Origin of the sequence: Streptomyces sp. NPDC048751, assembly GCF_043198595.1 — a bacterium.
Lineage (GTDB): Bacteria > Actinomycetota > Actinomycetes > Streptomycetales > Streptomycetaceae > Streptomyces.
Genome location: NZ_JBICUX010000003.1, coordinates 202,417 through 216,605 on the forward strand (window position 1 = coordinate 202,417; position 14,189 = coordinate 216,605).

Here is a 14,189-nt window from a genome sequence, read left to right on the forward strand (position 1 = left end):
GCCCCTGGGTGGGGCCTCGACCAGATTCACACGCCACGACCACCCACGCATTTCGATCAACTACGCTGCGTAGCCCGAGACTCCTCATCAGCCGCCCCACCTGCGCCGACGAGCCCCGTACGCATCCCCTGCAGGCGGGGGGCGAACCGCTTCATCTCCCGCTGTCCGACGGTCCCGATGATCCCCGGGAGATACCCGCGCACACCCTGCATGCCGCGCAGCCACCACTGCCCGTACACATGGCTCGACCGCCGCTCGATCCCGGCCACCAGCCGGTCCACCGCGGGAGACAGCGGGTAGGTCTTGCCGGCCGGCCACGGCAGCCGCTGCCGCAGCTCCCGCATCACCGCGTCCTGGTCGGCCCCGCGCACCATGTCGGTATCGGTCCACGACAGGTAACCGACGCCCACCTTCACGCCCTTGTGGCCGACCTCGGCGCGCAGGCTGTGCGCGTACGCCTCCACGCCCGACTTGGACGCGCAGTACGCGGTCATCATCGGCGCCGGGGTGATCGCGGCGAGCGAGGCGATCTGGAGCAGGTAGCCGCGGCTCTCCGTCAGCACCGGCAGGAAGGCGCGGGCCGTCACCGCCGAGCCGATGAGGTTGACCTCGATGACCCGCCGCCACGCCTCGGGGTCGGAGTCGGCGAAGGGTCCGCCGGTGGCGACGCCCGCGTTGGCGACCACGATGTCGACCTTCCCGAACCGTTCCTCGACCTCCCGCGCGACCCGGGCCATCGCCTCGTGGTCGGTGACGTCGGCGTACCAGTGGGCGCTGTCCGTGTGCAGCCGCTCGGAGACCTGCTTGAGCGCGTCCGGCTCCAGGCCGACCAGCGCCACCCGCACTCCGCGCGCGGACAGCTTGCGGGCCAGCAACTCCCCGACGCCGCGCGCGGCCCCGGTGACGACCGCGACCTGTCCTTCGAGGCTCACCCTGCTCATGCGCCCTCCTTGATCCCTACGTAGGTGGTGCCGAGTTCGCGGACGATGCGGGTCACCGTCTCGGGTGCCTCGACCGGTGTCATGTGGCCGACCCCGGGCAGTTCGGTGAGTCCGACGCAGTGCGGCAGCGCGGCCACCAGCGAGCGGGCGTGCACCGGAGGCGTCAGCCGGTCGGCCGTGCCGGAGACGACCGCGGTGGGCACTGTCAGCTGCCTCACCCCGTGATCGAGGTCGAGCAGTTCGAGCACGTGCGACCAGGCGTACCGGACGCGGCGCGGGCAGGCGTGCACGATCCGCGCGCACGCCTCGACCATGTGCGGGGCCGAACCCGGGCCCATCGTCCCGTACTTGAGGATCCGCCTGGCCAGTGGAGTGACCGGTCCGAGCGGCGCCCTCGACCCGAGGATGTGCCGGGTCAGCCAGGTCCGCAACCGCCCGGCCCTGATCGGCACGACGGTCGACTCGGCGACCAGCGCCGAACTGCCCGTGCTGCACAGCAGGACGGCCGCCGCGTGCTCCCGGAAGCCCGGCCGCGTCGAGGCGGCCATCACCGTCATGCCGCCCATGGAGTGACCGACGATCACCGCCTTCTCACCGGGCGCGAGCGTCGCGTCCAGGACGGCGACGAGGTCGTCGGCGAGCGCGTCCGTACTGCACGCCGGGCTCGCCGGACTGCGCCCGTGGCCGCGCTGGTCGTAGGCGATGACCCGGTGGTCCAGAGCCAGGTCGCGTATCTGGGCCGCCCAGAAGGCGGTCGAGCAGGTCCAGCCGTGCGCGAGGACGACGGCGGGGGCGTCCTTCGGGCCGTGCACCTCCACGTGCAGCGGGGCGCCGTCGGCGGAGACGGCGGTGAGTTCACAGGTGGGGACGGGTGGAGTGTAGAGGCCGGACGCGACGGATGTGAGGCGGCTCATGCGGTCACCGCTTCCTGCGGCACGGGCACGCGCAGCACCTCGTACTCCGACAGCTCCACCCGCCGAGTGGCCCGCCGGAACTCGCTCGTCGTCCCGGGCCAGATGGTGGTGTTGCGGCCGCTCGCGTCCAGGTACCAGCTGGTGCAGCCGCCGGTGTTCCACACCGTGCGCCGCATCCGCTCCTGCACCCGGTCGTTCCAGGCGCGTACGGCGCCCGGGCGGGCGTCGAGGGCGACACGGCCGCCGAGGACGTCCAACTGCCGTACGAAGTCGGCCATGTAGTTCAGCTGGGACTCGATGATGAGGATCATCGAGGAGTTCCCGAGGCCGGTGTTGGGCCCGATGATCGAGATCCAGTTGGGGAAGCCGGGCGCCGAGGCGCCGCGCAGCGCCTCCATCCCGCCCTGCCACGCCTCCGCGAGGGTCCGCCCGTCCGCGCCGACGACCCGTTCGGCGATCGGCATGTCGGTGACGTGGAAGCCGGTGCCGAAGATGATCGCGTCGACCTCGGCCTCGCTGCCGTCGGCGGCGACGAGGGTGGAGCCGCGGACCTCGGCGAGCCCGCCGGCGACGACGTCGACGTTGGGCCGGGTGAGCGCCGGGTAGTACGCGCTCGACAGCAGGATCCGCTTGCAGCCGATGCGGTAGTCCGGGGTGAGCCTGGCGCGCAGGGCCGGGTCCTTGACGGCGCGGGCCATGTTGCGTTTGGCCAGTTGCTCGACGAAGCCGAGCTCGTCGGGATACTTCGTGAACGCCTGGACCTGCACCTCCCGGATGCCCCACAGCAGCCCGCGCCTGAGGCGGGTGGTGAGGGGGAGGCGGCGATGCACCCACCGTTCGGCCTCACCGATGGCGCGGTCCACGCGCGGCAGCACCCACGGCGGGGTGCGCTGGAAGAGGGTGAGGCGGCCGACCTCCGGCTGGATGGACGGCACGATCTGGATCGCGGAGGCCCCGGTCCCCACCATGGCGACGCGTTTGCCGCGCAGGTCGTAGTCGTGGTCCCAGCGGGCGGAGTGGAAGACCTTGCCGGGGAAGGAGTCCAGGCCCGGGATGTCCGGGATTTTCGGGTCGGACAGCGGCCCGGTGGCGGAGACGACGACGTCGGCGGTGAGGTTTCCGCCGCTGGTCTCGATGTCCCAGCGCAGCCGCCCGGCGTCCCAGGTCATCCGCTTCACCTCCGAGTCGAAGCGGAGGTGCGGGCGCAGCCGGAAGACGTCGGTGACGTGTTCCAGGTAGGCGCGGATGTGCTCCTGTCCGGAGAAGGTGCGCGGCCAGTCCGGGTTGGGCGCGAAGGAGAAGGAGTACAGGTGGGACGGCACGTCGCAGGCACAGCCCGGGTAGCTGTTGTCCCGCCAGGTGCCGCCGACGCTGCCGGCGCGTTCGAGGACGACGAAGTCCGTGACGCCCTCGCGCCGCAGCCGTACGGCGGCCCCGAGCCCGCCGAACCCGGACCCGATCACCGCCACCCGCACATGCTCGGTCATGCCGACGCGCCTCCCGCCCGTGCACGATTCCGCCAGTGAACACTGGCGCAATGGGGAGAGTAGAGCAGCGCCGTACCGATGGGTAGGGGTCGCGCGAGGGGAAGTAACCGCGGGTACGCCGGTCCCTGACGGACAGGCCCTGGCTCTGCCGCACAGGCCCTAGGCTGCTGACGTGGCAGAAGACGGCGAACGACGCGAGTACCGCATGGAGGAGCTGGCCCGGCTGGCCGGCATCACGGTGCGCACCCTGCGCTTCTACCGCGAACGCAAGCTGATCCCGCCGCCCCGCCGCGAGGGCCGTATCGCCTGGTACGACGACCACCACCTGGCCCGCCTGCGCACGATCTCCGCGCTGCTGGAACGGGGGCACACCCTCAACGGCATCGCGGAGCTGGCGGAGGCCTTCGACCAGGGCCGGGGCGTCGGTGACCTCCTGGGCATGGACACCCCGACGGAGGAGATACCAATCCGTCTGAGCGCCGGGGAACTCGCCGACCGTTTCGCCGGCGAGGTCACGCCGGAAAACCTCGCCGCCTCGATCGAGCTCGGCTACCTGGGCATCGACGGCGAGGAGATCGTCCACATCAGCCGCCGTCTGCTGGACGTCTCCTCCGCCCTGGTCCGCGAGGGCATCCCCCTCGCCGAGGTCCTCACCGCCGGCCGCCGCGTCCGCGAACACGCCGACGCCCTCGCCGAACTCTTCACCGACCTGATCCTCCGCCACGCCCCCGAGGAGGACGTCCAGCGCCTGCGCCCGCTGGCGAGGAGCGTGATGGAGGCGGAGCTGTCCCTGGCGCTGGACCGCAGGATGCGGAAGGCGCCCTAGAGGTTCTCGGAGGTCTCAGGGTCTTCAGAGGTCGTACACCACGGTGACCGGCGCGTGGTCGGACCACCGTTCCGCGTGCGTGGCCGCCCGCTCCACGAAACCCTTGACCGCCTTGTCGGCGAGGCCCGGTGTGGCGACCTGGTAGTCGATGCGCCAGCCCGTGTCGTTGTCGAAGGCCCGCCCCCGGTACGACCACCACGTGTACGGTCCCTCCACGTCCGGGTGCAGGGCGCGGACCACGTCCACGTAGCCGCCCGCCTCCGGGGTGAGGACCTGGGTCAGCCACTCGCGCTCCTCCGGCAGGAAGCCGGAGTTCTTGGTGTTCCCGCGCCAGTTCTTCAGGTCGGCCTGCTGGTGGGCGATGTTCCAGTCGCCGCAGACGACGACCTCGCGGCCGTCGGCGGCGGCCCGCTCGCGCAGGTCCTTGAGGTGGGCGAGGAACTCGTCCATGAAGCGGACCTTCTCGTCCTGGCGCTCGGTGCCGACCTCGCCGGAGGGCAGGTACAGGGAGGCCACCGTGACGCCGGGCAGGTCGGCCTCGACGTAGCGGCCGCTGCCGTCGAACTCGGCGGAGCCGAAGCCGATACGGACGGCGTCGGGTTCGCGGCGGGTGTAGAGGGAGACGCCCGCGCGGCCCTTGGCGGTGGCGGGGGCGTGCACGGTGTGCCAGCCCTCGGGGGCGCGGACGTGCTCGGGCAGCTGCTGCGGCTCCGCGCGCACCTCCTGAAGGCACAGCACATCGGCGGAGGTGTCGGCGAGCCACTCCACGAAGCCCTTCTTCGCGGCGGCCCTCAGCCCATTCACGTTCACGGTGGTCACAGTCAGCACCAGCGGCACGATACCGGCCGCCCCGCGCCGGCCTGGACACGGTCCGGATTTCGATGCAGTACAGCAGTACGCTGATGCGCATGCATATTCGCCGGGTCCCGTTCGACCACCCCGACGCCGTGAAGCTCAACGACGCCGTCCAGGCCGAATACCACGTGCGCTACGGCGACGGCGGCGACGCCACCGTGCTCGCCCCGTCGGACTTCCAGCCGCCGAACGGTGTGTACCTCATCGCCTACGACGAGGCGGACCGGCCCGTCGCCACGGGCGGCTGGCGCCGCCAGGACGCCAACGGCGAGGGCAACGAGGACGGCGACGCCGAGCTCAAGCGCATGTACGTGGTCGACGACATGCGCGGCCGCGGTCTCGCCCGGCGCGTCCTGGCCGCGCTGGAGGAGGACGCCCGCGCGGCGGGCCGCCTGCGTATGGTCCTGGAGACGGGCACCCAACAGCCCGAGGCCATCGCCCTGTACACCTCCAGTGGCTACGAGCCGTGCGTGAAGTTCGGCTACTACCGCCACTACGAGGGCAGCCGCTGCTTCGCGAAGACGCTCAACTCCTGAGGTAGGCCAGCACCGCGAGCACCCTGCGGTGCACATCGTCCGCCGGCGGCAAATCCAGCTTGGTGAGGATGGAGCCGATGTGCTTGCCGACGGCCGCCTCCGACACCACCAGCTCGCGCGCGATCGCCCCGTTGGACTTCCCCTCCGCGACCAGCGCCAGTACCTCCCGCTCGCGCGGGGTGAGCCGGGCGAGCGGATCCCGGCGCCGGCGCAGCAGCTGTCGTACGACCTCCGGATCGACGACCGTGCCACCGGCCGCGACCTCGCGGAGGGCGTACACGAACTCCTCGACCTGGCCCACACGGTCCTTGAGCAGATAGCCCACGCCCGTTCCGTCACCGGAGTCGAGCAGTTCGGCGGCGTACGCCCGCTGCACGTACTGGCTGAGCACCAGCACCGGCAGCCCCGGCCGCTCCTCGCGCAGCCGCACGGCCGCGTGCAGCCCCTCGTCCTGGAAGCCCGGCGGCATCCGTACGTCCGTCACGACGACGTCCGGCTGCTGCGCGGCGACAGCGGCGAGCAGCGCGTCGGCGTCGCCCACGGCCGCCACCACCTCGTACCCGAAGCGGGCGAGCAGTCCGGTGAGCCCGTCGCGCAGCAGCACACTGTCCTCGGCGAGGACTACGCGCAGCGGTCGGCCCGCCCCGTCCGTGTCTCCCCCATCGGCTCTCCCCCCATTGGCCTGCACGGCAACTCCACACGCAGCACGGTCGGTCCACCCGGCGGGCTGGACAGCGCAAGTCTCCCATCCAGCACTGACACCCGGTCGGCGAGTCCGGTGAGGCCGCTGCCGCGGGCACGGTCCGCGCCGCCGCAGCCGTCGTCGCGCACCTCGACCCGCAGCCGTCCCCGCTCATGGCGTGCGACCACCCACGCCCGCTCGGCGCCGCTGTGCCGGGCCACGTTGGCGAGGGCCTCGCAGACCACGAAGTACGCGGCGGCCTCCACGGACTCGGGCAGCCGCCCCGGCAGTACGACGTCCACCTCGACCGGCACGGGTGAACGGTCGGCGGCGTCGGCGACGGCGGCCTCCAGGCCGTAGTCGGCCAGCACCTTGGGGTGGATGCCCTGGATCAGCTCGCGCAACGCGGCGAGGGCCGCGCCCGCCTCCTCGTGGGCCTTGGTGAGCTGGTCGGCGAGCGGTCCCGGCGGGGTGTCGAGGCGGGCCAGGCCGAGGGTCATCGTGAGGGCCACGAGCCGCTGTTGGGCGCCGTCGTGCAGATCCCGTTCGATCCGGCGCCGCTCCGCCTCGAAGGCGTCGACCAACCGGACGCGGGAGCGGGTCAGTTCGACCACTCTCGCGCCCAACTCCCGCTCGGGCGGGGCGACCAGCAGCCGGGTCAGCGCCGCCCGCGCCCCGGCGGCCACGCCGAGGACGTACGCACCCGCGGCCAGCAGCAGCACGCCGAGTACGGCGGCGGCGAAGGCGGTCGGCCAGTCGGTGACCATCCACTGCTTGAGCACCTTCGCCTCCCGGCCGCCGCCGACCGTGGCCATCAGCAGCGGTGTCGCGACCATCGACAGCGGCAGGAGCAGCGCGCCTGTGACGACGAGCGCCTCCGCCGGCCACAACAGGCAGGCCCACAGCAGGGCGTGGCCCAGCTCCCGCCAGGTCGCCTGCTCCCGCAGCCGGGTGCCGAGCCAGCTCCTGAGCCCGGGTGCGGCGGGCTCCGCGTGCGCTCCCCACGCCGCCTCCCCGTCGACCAGCCGCAGGCGCCGCCGCTCCAGCGCGCCCACGGGCAGCCCGGCCAGCGCGGTGACGGCGAGCAGGGGCAGCCCGACCAGGACGACCGCCAGGACACCGCCGGCCACGACCAGGGCCACGAGCGCCACCAGCAGGGCGACTCCGGCCACGACGCCCGTCAACAGGTAGGCGGCGGCGCGCCAGGGCCACGGTGACAGCAGGAAGGCCGGGCGGGACATGGCCTGCCACAGGGTGCGAGGGTGCATGCGGACCACCGTAGAAGGGTGGTCGGGGGCGGGCCATCGGTCCAGGGGGTGGGCCGGGGGTATGCCTGGCCCTACCCCAAGTCTCGGTCCTGCCGCACTGCTTGGGGGCGGGGTCGCGGGGTTTCGTTGTCGTCATGAACACCCACGCCATTGCGCCGCGGAACGGCCACGCCATCGAACTGCGCTCCGTGAGCCGGACCCACGGCTCCGGCGACGGTCGCGTCCTCGCGCTCGACCAGGTCTCCCTCGCCTTCCCGCGGGGCACCTTCACCGCCGTCATGGGCCCGTCCGGCTCCGGCAAGTCGACCTTGTTGCAGTGCGCCGCCGGCCTCGACCGGCCCACCTCCGGCTCCGTCCGCATCGGGGACACGGAGCTGACCGGGCTGAGCGAGCGCGGGCTTACCCTGCTGCGCCGGGAGCGGATCGGCTTCGTGTTCCAGGCGTTCAACCTGCTGCCGTCCCTCACCGCCGAGCAGAACGTCGCCCTGCCGCTGCGGCTGGCCGGGCGGCGCCCTCCGAAGTCCCGGGTGCGTGAGGCGCTGCGCCAGGTCGGCCTGGCCGACCGTGCCCGCCACCGCCCCGCCGAGCTCTCCGGCGGCCAACAGCAGCGCGTCGCCCTGGCCCGGGCCCTGATCACCCGCCCCGAGGTCCTCTTCGGCGACGAACCGACCGGCGCGCTCGACACCCGCACCGGCCAGGAGGTGCTGATCCTGCTCCGCGAACTCGTCGACCGCGAGCAACAGACGGTGGTCATGGTCACCCACGATCCGGTGGCCGCGTCGTACGCGGACCGCGTGATCTTCCTGGTCGACGGGCGGGTGAGCGGCGAGCTGGTGGGCGCCGGGGCGGAGACGATCGCGGCGTGGATGACCGGCGCGCCGCGCCCTGTTCAGGAGGTCACCCCGTGCTGAGCATCGCCCTGCGCACCCTGCGCGCCCGCTGGGTCACCTTCGTCGGCAGCTTCGTCGCCCTGTCGCTCGGGGTCGGCCTGATCGCCGTGATGGGGCTGGCCCTGGCCTCCTCGCAGGACGCGCCCGAGCACCGCCCGGAGCGCTTCGCGGCGGCCCCCCTCGTCGTCAAGGGCCGGGACACCCTGCGCGTCCCCACGCCGATCGGTGAGCGCACGTCGAAGCTGCCCCAGCCCCAGCCCGTCCCCCCGGCCGCCGTCACCGCCCTGAAGAAGCTGGGCCCGGTCGCCGAGGACCGTTCCTTCCCCGTACGGGCCGAGGACGGGCCGGGCGATCTGGTGGGCCACCCCTGGTCGGTCGCGAGGTTCGCCCCGTACGAGCTCGGCACGGGGCGCGCCCCGAGGACCGGCGGTGAGGTCGTGACCACCGGTGACTGGGCCGCCGTGGGCGAGCGGCTGCGCACCGCCCACGGCACGGTCCGGGTGGTCGGGACGGTGTCCGCGCGCGGCTTCGAGAACGCCGTCTTCTACACGGACGCGCAGGCCGCCCGGCTCTCGCCCCTCAGCACCCAGCTCGTCGTGGACACCGCCGACGCCGCCGCCGTACGCGCGGCCGTTCGGGGCAGCGACGGCGTACGCGTCCTCACCGGCGACGCCCGCCGCCTCGCCGACGCCGACCCGGACCGCGACGCGAGGTCCCTCACCGCGTTGAACGCCCTGTTCGGTACGGCGGGCGGTGTGACCGGCTTCGTGTCGGTGTTCGTCGTGGCGTCCACCTTCGCCTTCGCGGTGGCGCAGCGGCGCCGGGAGTTCGGCCTGCTGCGCACCGCGGGCGCCACGCCGGGCCAGCTCCGCCGGATGGTCCTCGCGGAGGCGCTGCTCGTCGGTGTCCTCGCCTCCGCCGCGGGCTGTGTCCTCGGCGCGTACGGGGCCCCGTGGCTGGCCGGCCGGGTGGTGGACGGCGGCCTGGCTCCGGCGTGGTTCGCGATCGGTGACGCCGTATGGCCGTACCACCTGGCGTTCTGGACGGGCCTGCTGGTGGCGCTGTGCGGGGCGGTCGCCGCGTCGTGGCGGGCGGGACGCACGGGGCCCACGCAGGCGCTGCGTGAGGCGTCCGTGGACCACGGCACGCTGACCTGGGGCCGTCGGCTGTGCGGTGCGGCCCTGCTGGTCGCCGCCGTGGCGACCCTGGCGCACGCACTGCTCACCGAGCCGGGCGACCTGCTGCACCGCAAGACGTACGTCAGCCGCCCGATGCTCCTGATCACCGCGGTCGCGCTGCTCTCGCCGGCGCTGGTCGGCCCGCTGACCCGGCTGCTGGCCTGGCTGCCCGCCCGGCTGCCCGGCGCCCTGGGTCTGCTGGTCCGCGAGAACGCGACGACCGGCATTCGCCGCACCGCCGCCGTCGCGGCGCCCGTCCTCGTCACGGTCGCCCTCGCCGGTTCCCTGCTCGGCGCCACCTCGACGCTGAACGAGGCGCGGGCGCAGGAGGTGACACGCCGGACGACGGCGGACTTCGTGGTGACCGCCGACCAGGCCTTCGACCCGGCGACGCTCGCCCGGCTGCGGCGGACACCGGGCGCCGACGTCTCCCCCACCTCCGCGACGGCCGTCCACGTCCTCGAGGACGGCGTCGCCCTCGTCAAGTCCGAGGCCCGCGCGGCCGATCCGGCGCTGCTCGCCGCGACCGTACGGCTGCCGGTGACGGCGGGTCGGGTCACCGACCTGGACGACGACTCGATCGTCGTGAACGAGGAGTGGGCCCGGCACACGGTCGGACAGCGCGTCGAGGTGTGGCTCGGCGACGGCACCCGCAGATCCCTGCGGATCGCGGCGGTCCTGGCCACCGGCACCGGCGACAACGGCGTCTACGTGACGCCGGCCAACGCCCCCGGCGCGACCGTCGACCGCATCGACGTGAAGGTGCGGCACGGTGCGGCCCCGGCCGCCGTGGCGACGGCCCTGCGCGAGGCGGTACGGCAGCAGCCGCGGGCCGAGCTGCTCACGAAGTCCCAGTGGATCCGGGCGAGTTACCCGCAGACCAACTCCACCACCCGGCTCGGCATGCTCCTGATCCTGGGCATCGCCCTGCTCTACACCGGCATCTCACTCGCCAACACCCTGGTCATGGCCACCTCCGACCGCACCCGCGAACTCGCGTCCCTGCGCCTGGCCGGCGCCACCCCGCTCCAGCTCCTGCGCCTGGTCGGTGCGGAGGCCCTCACCGTGGTGGCCGTGGGCGCGGTGCTGGGCGTGCTGGTGACGTTCCTCAACCTGCTCGGCATGGACACGGCGCTCCACCTGCTGGCCGCCCCGGCTCCCCTCACCGTCCCCTGGCCCGCGCTCGGCGCGACGACGGCGGCCTGCGCCGTACTCGCGGTCCTGTCGGCGACGACCGCGACGGCGTTCGCCCTGCGGCGCGGCGCTGCTCTGTCCCGCTGAATTGCCCCGCTGATGTGTCTCACGAACACGATGAAGCCCCAGTCGGCTTTCGCCGACTGGGGCTTCATGCTGCGTGGACCTGAGGGGATTTGAACCCCTGGCCCCCTCGATGCGAACGAGGTGCGCTACCGGACTGCGCCACAGGCCCTTGCAACGAGTGAAACTCTAGCATCCCCGTCCGGGTGCTTGGAAATCCGTTCCGCGCCGACCAGGGGCGGAGCACCCGGCGGGCGGTCGGAGGGTCTCACTCGTTGGCGGCGCGCGGCCGTTCGCCGTCCTCGTACTGGTCGAACAGGGGAGTACGGCCGCGCTCGCGGGCCCGGCGGGCGGAGGCGGCGCGGCGGGCGTCGGTGCGGCCGTCGGCCGACGGCTTGTCCTCGGCGGGCGGCGGCTCCGCCGCTTCCTGGTGCGGCGCCTCGGGCTCCGGCTCCGGTGCGACGGAGCTCGACCGGGCAGAACTCCACGCGTCCGGTGCCCCCAGGTCGACGTCGGCGGTGGCGCGCGGGGCGACCGGGGCGGTCACGTAGGTCGGCAGCGGGACCGGTACCGGCTCCCAGCTGTCGCCGTGGCCCGGCCGCCGCTGCCGCTCGCGCTGCTGGTCGACCCATTCGGCGTGGTCGGTCTGCTCGACGAGGGCGCGCCGGTCGGCGGCGAGCGCCGAAAGGCCGGGGTCCGTCTCCGGCTCGGGCCCCTCCTCGGGTTCGTCGACGATGCCGTCGGCGCCCGTGTCGAGGGTGGCGCGGCGGCGCGGCTGGCGGGCGCGCTCCCGCAGCCGCTGGGCCGCGGCCTCGGCCCGGCGCCGGTCCATCTGGAAGGCGAAGCGGCGGCGCTCCTGAGCGCGCAGATGCCCGATGTAGGCGCTGAGCATCACCGCGGGCACGCCCGGCGCCCACAGGAACGCGAGGCCTCCGACGGCGGCGACGATCGCACCGAGGGTGAAGGCGAGGAAGAGCATCACCGTGGTGCGCCGACGGCGCGCGAGCGCCTTGGAGCGCCGGGCGCGGGCCGCGTCGGCCTGCGCGGAGGGTGTGCGCCGGGGGGCGGGGACGCGCTTACGGGCCGGCGCGGTGCCGGACTCGGGGTGCCGGCCCGCGTCGCCCGCGGACGGCGCCTGCTGGGCGGCCCCTCCGCGCGCGGCCCTGGCCGCCTGTTCCCGCTCCGGATCGCGTGCCGATTCCGGCCGACCCTGCTCCTGGACCGGCGCCTTCACCTGCGGACGGGTCGGAGGCACGGCGAAGGCCCGGACGTCCACCGAGTCGGTGACGGCGTCCGGATCACCGGCGTCCTGCTCCCCCTCCTCGGTGGAGCGCGCCCGCAGGTCCTTGGCGTATCGGCGCTCCATGCCCGCTCGTCCGGACAGGAGCCGGATGGCGGTGCTGAAGCGTTCCGTCGGACGGGCCTCGTTCAGCTCGTCCTGCCTACGGAGCCACATCGGCACCAAGTAGGCGGCCCAGGCCCCGACAATGACTGCGTAGATGAGGCCGCTGCTGCTCACGCCTCACACGGTAGAGGGGTTTGCGTGAGGCCATCCGCCAATTGAGCCGGTGTGTCGCACGATCCGGCTGATATTTCTAGCTTTTTTTGTGATCGATGCGATCAGCAGGCCGCCACGGGGGCGAATTCAATGCCTGTAGATGGTCATCGAGCGATCATTTTCGAACACTTATTCAATTACCGGGGCCGGGGGCGTTCTGCGAGTTCTGCGAGCGGGTCCGCCGCCAGCGGTCGAGCAGTCCTTCCGGCACCTCCTCCGCGGTGAGCGCGAAGACGAGGTGGTCGCGCCAGGCGCCGTCGATGTGGAGATAACGGGGCCGCAGGCCCTCCTCGCGGAATCCGAGTTTCTCCACGACCCGGCGGCTGGGCACGTTCTCGGGGCGAATGCAGACCTCGATGCGGTGCAGACCGACGGTGCGGAAACAGTGGTCCACGACGAGCGCCACGGCCGTCGGCATGACCCCGCGTCCGGCGACCGTCTGGTCCACCCAGTACCCGACGTGGCCCGAGCACATCGAGCCCCAGGTGATCCCGGCGACCGTCAACTGCCCCACCAGGCGGCCCTGGTACTCGATGACGAACGGCAGCATCCGGCCGGCGTTCGCCTCGTTGCGCAGATGCCGGACCATCTGGCGGTACGTCGGCCGGTGCGCGATCGGACCGGCGGGCGTGGGCGGCGGGATGGTCGCCTCCCAGGGCCGCAGCCAGTCCCGGTTGCGCCGGTTGACCTCGCGCCAGGCCCGCTGGTCGCGCAGCTTTATCGGCCGGAGGAGGACATCGCCCTCCGCCAGTTCGACGGGCCAGGACGGGCTGTTCAGCTCACACCCCCACTGCCGGTGCCGGGTCTGGGGTGGTCGCCGCCGCGGAGCTGATCGACGGCGTGGACCAGCAGGGGCTCCAGGACGGCCAGCCCGTCCTTCACCCCGCCGGTGGAGCCCGGCAGGTTGACGATCAGTGTCCCGGCCGCCACTCCGGCCAGGCCCCGGGAGAGCGCCGCGGTCGGCACCTTGTCCCGTCCGAACGCCCTGATGGCCTCGGCGATGCCCGGCACCTCGCGGTCGATCACCCGACGGGTCGCCTCAGGGGTGCGGTCGGTCGGCGAGATGCCGGTGCCTCCGGTGGTCACGACCACGTCGTACCCGGCCTCGACGGCGGCACGCAGGGCGGCCTCCACCGGGTCGCCGTCCGGGACGACCTGCGGGCCGTCCACGGCGAACCCGAAGCGCCCGAGCCCCTCGGCGATCAGCGGGCCGCCCTTGTCCTCGTAGACCCCGGCGGCCGCCCGGTTGGAAGCGGTGACCACAAGAGCGCGGTACGTCATGCCCGGCTCCAGTCGCCCGACTTGCCGCCCGTCTTCTCCTCCACCCGCACGTCCGTGATGACCGCCCCCTTGTCGACCGCCTTGACCATGTCGATCACGGTGAGAGCGGCGACGGAGACCGCGGTGAGCGCCTCCATCTCCACACCCGTGCGGTCCGTCGTCCTGACGGTGGCGAGGATCTCCACGGCGTCGTCCGCGACCGACAGATCCAGTTTCACACCGGAGACCGCCAGCGGATGGCACAGCGGGATCAGGTCCGGGGTGCGCTTGGCGCCCATGATTCCGGCGATCCGCGCGGTGGCCAGGGCGTCGCCCTTGGGGACGCCCTCCCCGCGCAGCAGCTCGACCACGCGGGGTGAGACAAGGACCCGTCCGCTGGCGCGGGCGGTGCGCGCGGTCACGTCCTTGTCGGACACGTCGACCATGCGGGCCGCACCCGCGTCGTCGATGTGCGTCAGTCGGTCCTGCGTACTCATGGCTGTGCAGCGCTCCCGGTCCAGGCCTGTTGTGCGCGAC

Annotated in this window: 14 protein-coding genes and 1 tRNA gene; 4 read left to right on the forward strand and 11 right to left on the reverse strand. The window is 73.2% G+C overall.

The features are described from left to right. Nucleotides 1-56: 56 nt before the first annotated feature. From ACGFNV_RS12520 to ACGFNV_RS12530, 3 genes are read right to left on the reverse strand one after another with little or no spacing between them, the layout of a single operon-like run. A complete protein-coding gene (locus ACGFNV_RS12520) occupies nt 57-941 on the reverse strand; it encodes an SDR family oxidoreductase (protein WP_393621784.1) in 885 nt (294 codons plus the stop codon). Then, nucleotides 938-1,855 (reverse strand): alpha/beta fold hydrolase, encoded by a 918-nt coding sequence (locus ACGFNV_RS12525; RefSeq protein ID WP_393621785.1) that lies wholly within the window; start codon nt 1,853-1,855, stop codon nt 938-940. The genes ACGFNV_RS12520 and ACGFNV_RS12525 overlap by 4 nt, the downstream gene beginning before the upstream one ends. Next, nucleotides 1,852-3,342 (reverse strand): flavin-containing monooxygenase, encoded by a 1,491-nt coding sequence (locus ACGFNV_RS12530; protein ID WP_393621787.1) that lies wholly within the window; start codon nt 3,340-3,342, stop codon nt 1,852-1,854. Before ACGFNV_RS12530 ends, ACGFNV_RS12525 begins: the two co-directional genes overlap by 4 nt. A gap of 205 nt (nt 3,343-3,547) precedes the next feature. Between ACGFNV_RS12530 and ACGFNV_RS12535 the strand changes: the two genes are divergently transcribed. After that, entirely contained in the window at nt 3,548-4,168 is a 621-nt protein-coding gene (locus tag ACGFNV_RS12535; RefSeq protein WP_393622491.1) for a MerR family transcriptional regulator, read from the forward strand. A gap of 24 nt (nt 4,169-4,192) precedes the next feature. Here ACGFNV_RS12535 and ACGFNV_RS12540 read toward each other — a convergent pair whose 3' ends face one another. Next, on the reverse strand, nt 4,193-4,996 hold the full coding sequence (locus ACGFNV_RS12540) for an exodeoxyribonuclease III (protein ID WP_393621789.1): 804 nt from the start codon (nt 4,994-4,996) through the stop codon (nt 4,193-4,195). 80 nt (nt 4,997-5,076) lie between these two features. On the opposite strand from ACGFNV_RS12540, the gene ACGFNV_RS12545 reads away from it, so the two are divergent. Then, nucleotides 5,077-5,559 carry a GNAT family N-acetyltransferase gene (locus ACGFNV_RS12545; protein ID WP_393621791.1) on the forward strand — a complete coding sequence of 161 codons (483 nt, stop codon included), beginning with the start codon at nt 5,077-5,079 and terminating at the stop codon, nt 5,557-5,559. Here ACGFNV_RS12545 and ACGFNV_RS12550 read toward each other — a convergent pair. Both ACGFNV_RS12550 and ACGFNV_RS12555 read right to left on the reverse strand, forming a co-directional pair. Continuing rightward, nucleotides 5,549-6,190: a response regulator gene (locus tag ACGFNV_RS12550; protein ID WP_393622493.1), complete on the reverse strand. Its 642-nt coding sequence runs from the start codon at nt 6,188-6,190 to the stop codon at nt 5,549-5,551. The genes ACGFNV_RS12545 and ACGFNV_RS12550 overlap by 11 nt on opposite strands. Continuing rightward, nucleotides 6,181-7,509, reverse strand: a complete 1,329-nt coding sequence (locus ACGFNV_RS12555; RefSeq protein WP_393621792.1) for a sensor histidine kinase — start codon at nt 7,507-7,509, stop codon at nt 6,181-6,183. The genes ACGFNV_RS12550 and ACGFNV_RS12555 overlap by 10 nt, the downstream gene beginning before the upstream one ends. A gap of 134 nt (nt 7,510-7,643) precedes the next feature. Here ACGFNV_RS12555 and ACGFNV_RS12560 point away from each other — a divergent pair, with 134 nt between their 5' ends. Beyond that, entirely contained in the window at nt 7,644-8,420 is a 777-nt protein-coding gene (locus tag ACGFNV_RS12560) for an ABC transporter ATP-binding protein (RefSeq protein WP_393621794.1), read from the forward strand. Next, nucleotides 8,414-10,858, forward strand: coding sequence for an ABC transporter permease (locus ACGFNV_RS12565; protein WP_393621796.1), 2,445 nt, complete (start codon nt 8,414-8,416; stop codon nt 10,856-10,858). Before ACGFNV_RS12560 ends, ACGFNV_RS12565 begins: the two co-directional genes overlap by 7 nt. A 74-nt stretch (nt 10,859-10,932) precedes the next feature. On the opposite strand, the gene ACGFNV_RS12570 is transcribed toward ACGFNV_RS12565, so the two are convergent. The 5 genes from ACGFNV_RS12570 to moaC form a co-directional block, all read right to left on the reverse strand. Further along, nucleotides 10,933-11,006: transfer RNA gene (locus tag ACGFNV_RS12570), tRNA-Ala, on the reverse strand. 96 nt (nt 11,007-11,102) lie between these two features. After that, nucleotides 11,103-12,353 (reverse strand): gephyrin-like molybdotransferase receptor GlpR, encoded by a 1,251-nt coding sequence (gene glpR / locus ACGFNV_RS12575; protein ID WP_393621797.1) that lies wholly within the window; start codon nt 12,351-12,353, stop codon nt 11,103-11,105. 172 nt (nt 12,354-12,525) lie between these two features. Beyond that, the gene (locus ACGFNV_RS12580) at nt 12,526-13,170 is read right to left on the reverse strand and encodes a GNAT family N-acetyltransferase (protein ID WP_393622494.1); all 645 of its coding nucleotides are present in this window, start codon (nt 13,168-13,170) and stop codon (nt 12,526-12,528) included. Further along, complete coding sequence (locus ACGFNV_RS12585; RefSeq protein WP_393621799.1) at nt 13,167-13,673, reverse strand: molybdenum cofactor biosynthesis protein B; 507 nt, start codon at nt 13,671-13,673, stop codon at nt 13,167-13,169. Before ACGFNV_RS12585 ends, ACGFNV_RS12580 begins: the two co-directional genes overlap by 4 nt. After that, entirely contained in the window at nt 13,670-14,149 is a 480-nt protein-coding gene (gene moaC / locus ACGFNV_RS12590; RefSeq protein WP_393621800.1) for a cyclic pyranopterin monophosphate synthase MoaC, read from the reverse strand. Before moaC ends, ACGFNV_RS12585 begins: the two co-directional genes overlap by 4 nt. Between the last annotated feature and the right edge of the window lie 40 nt (nt 14,150-14,189).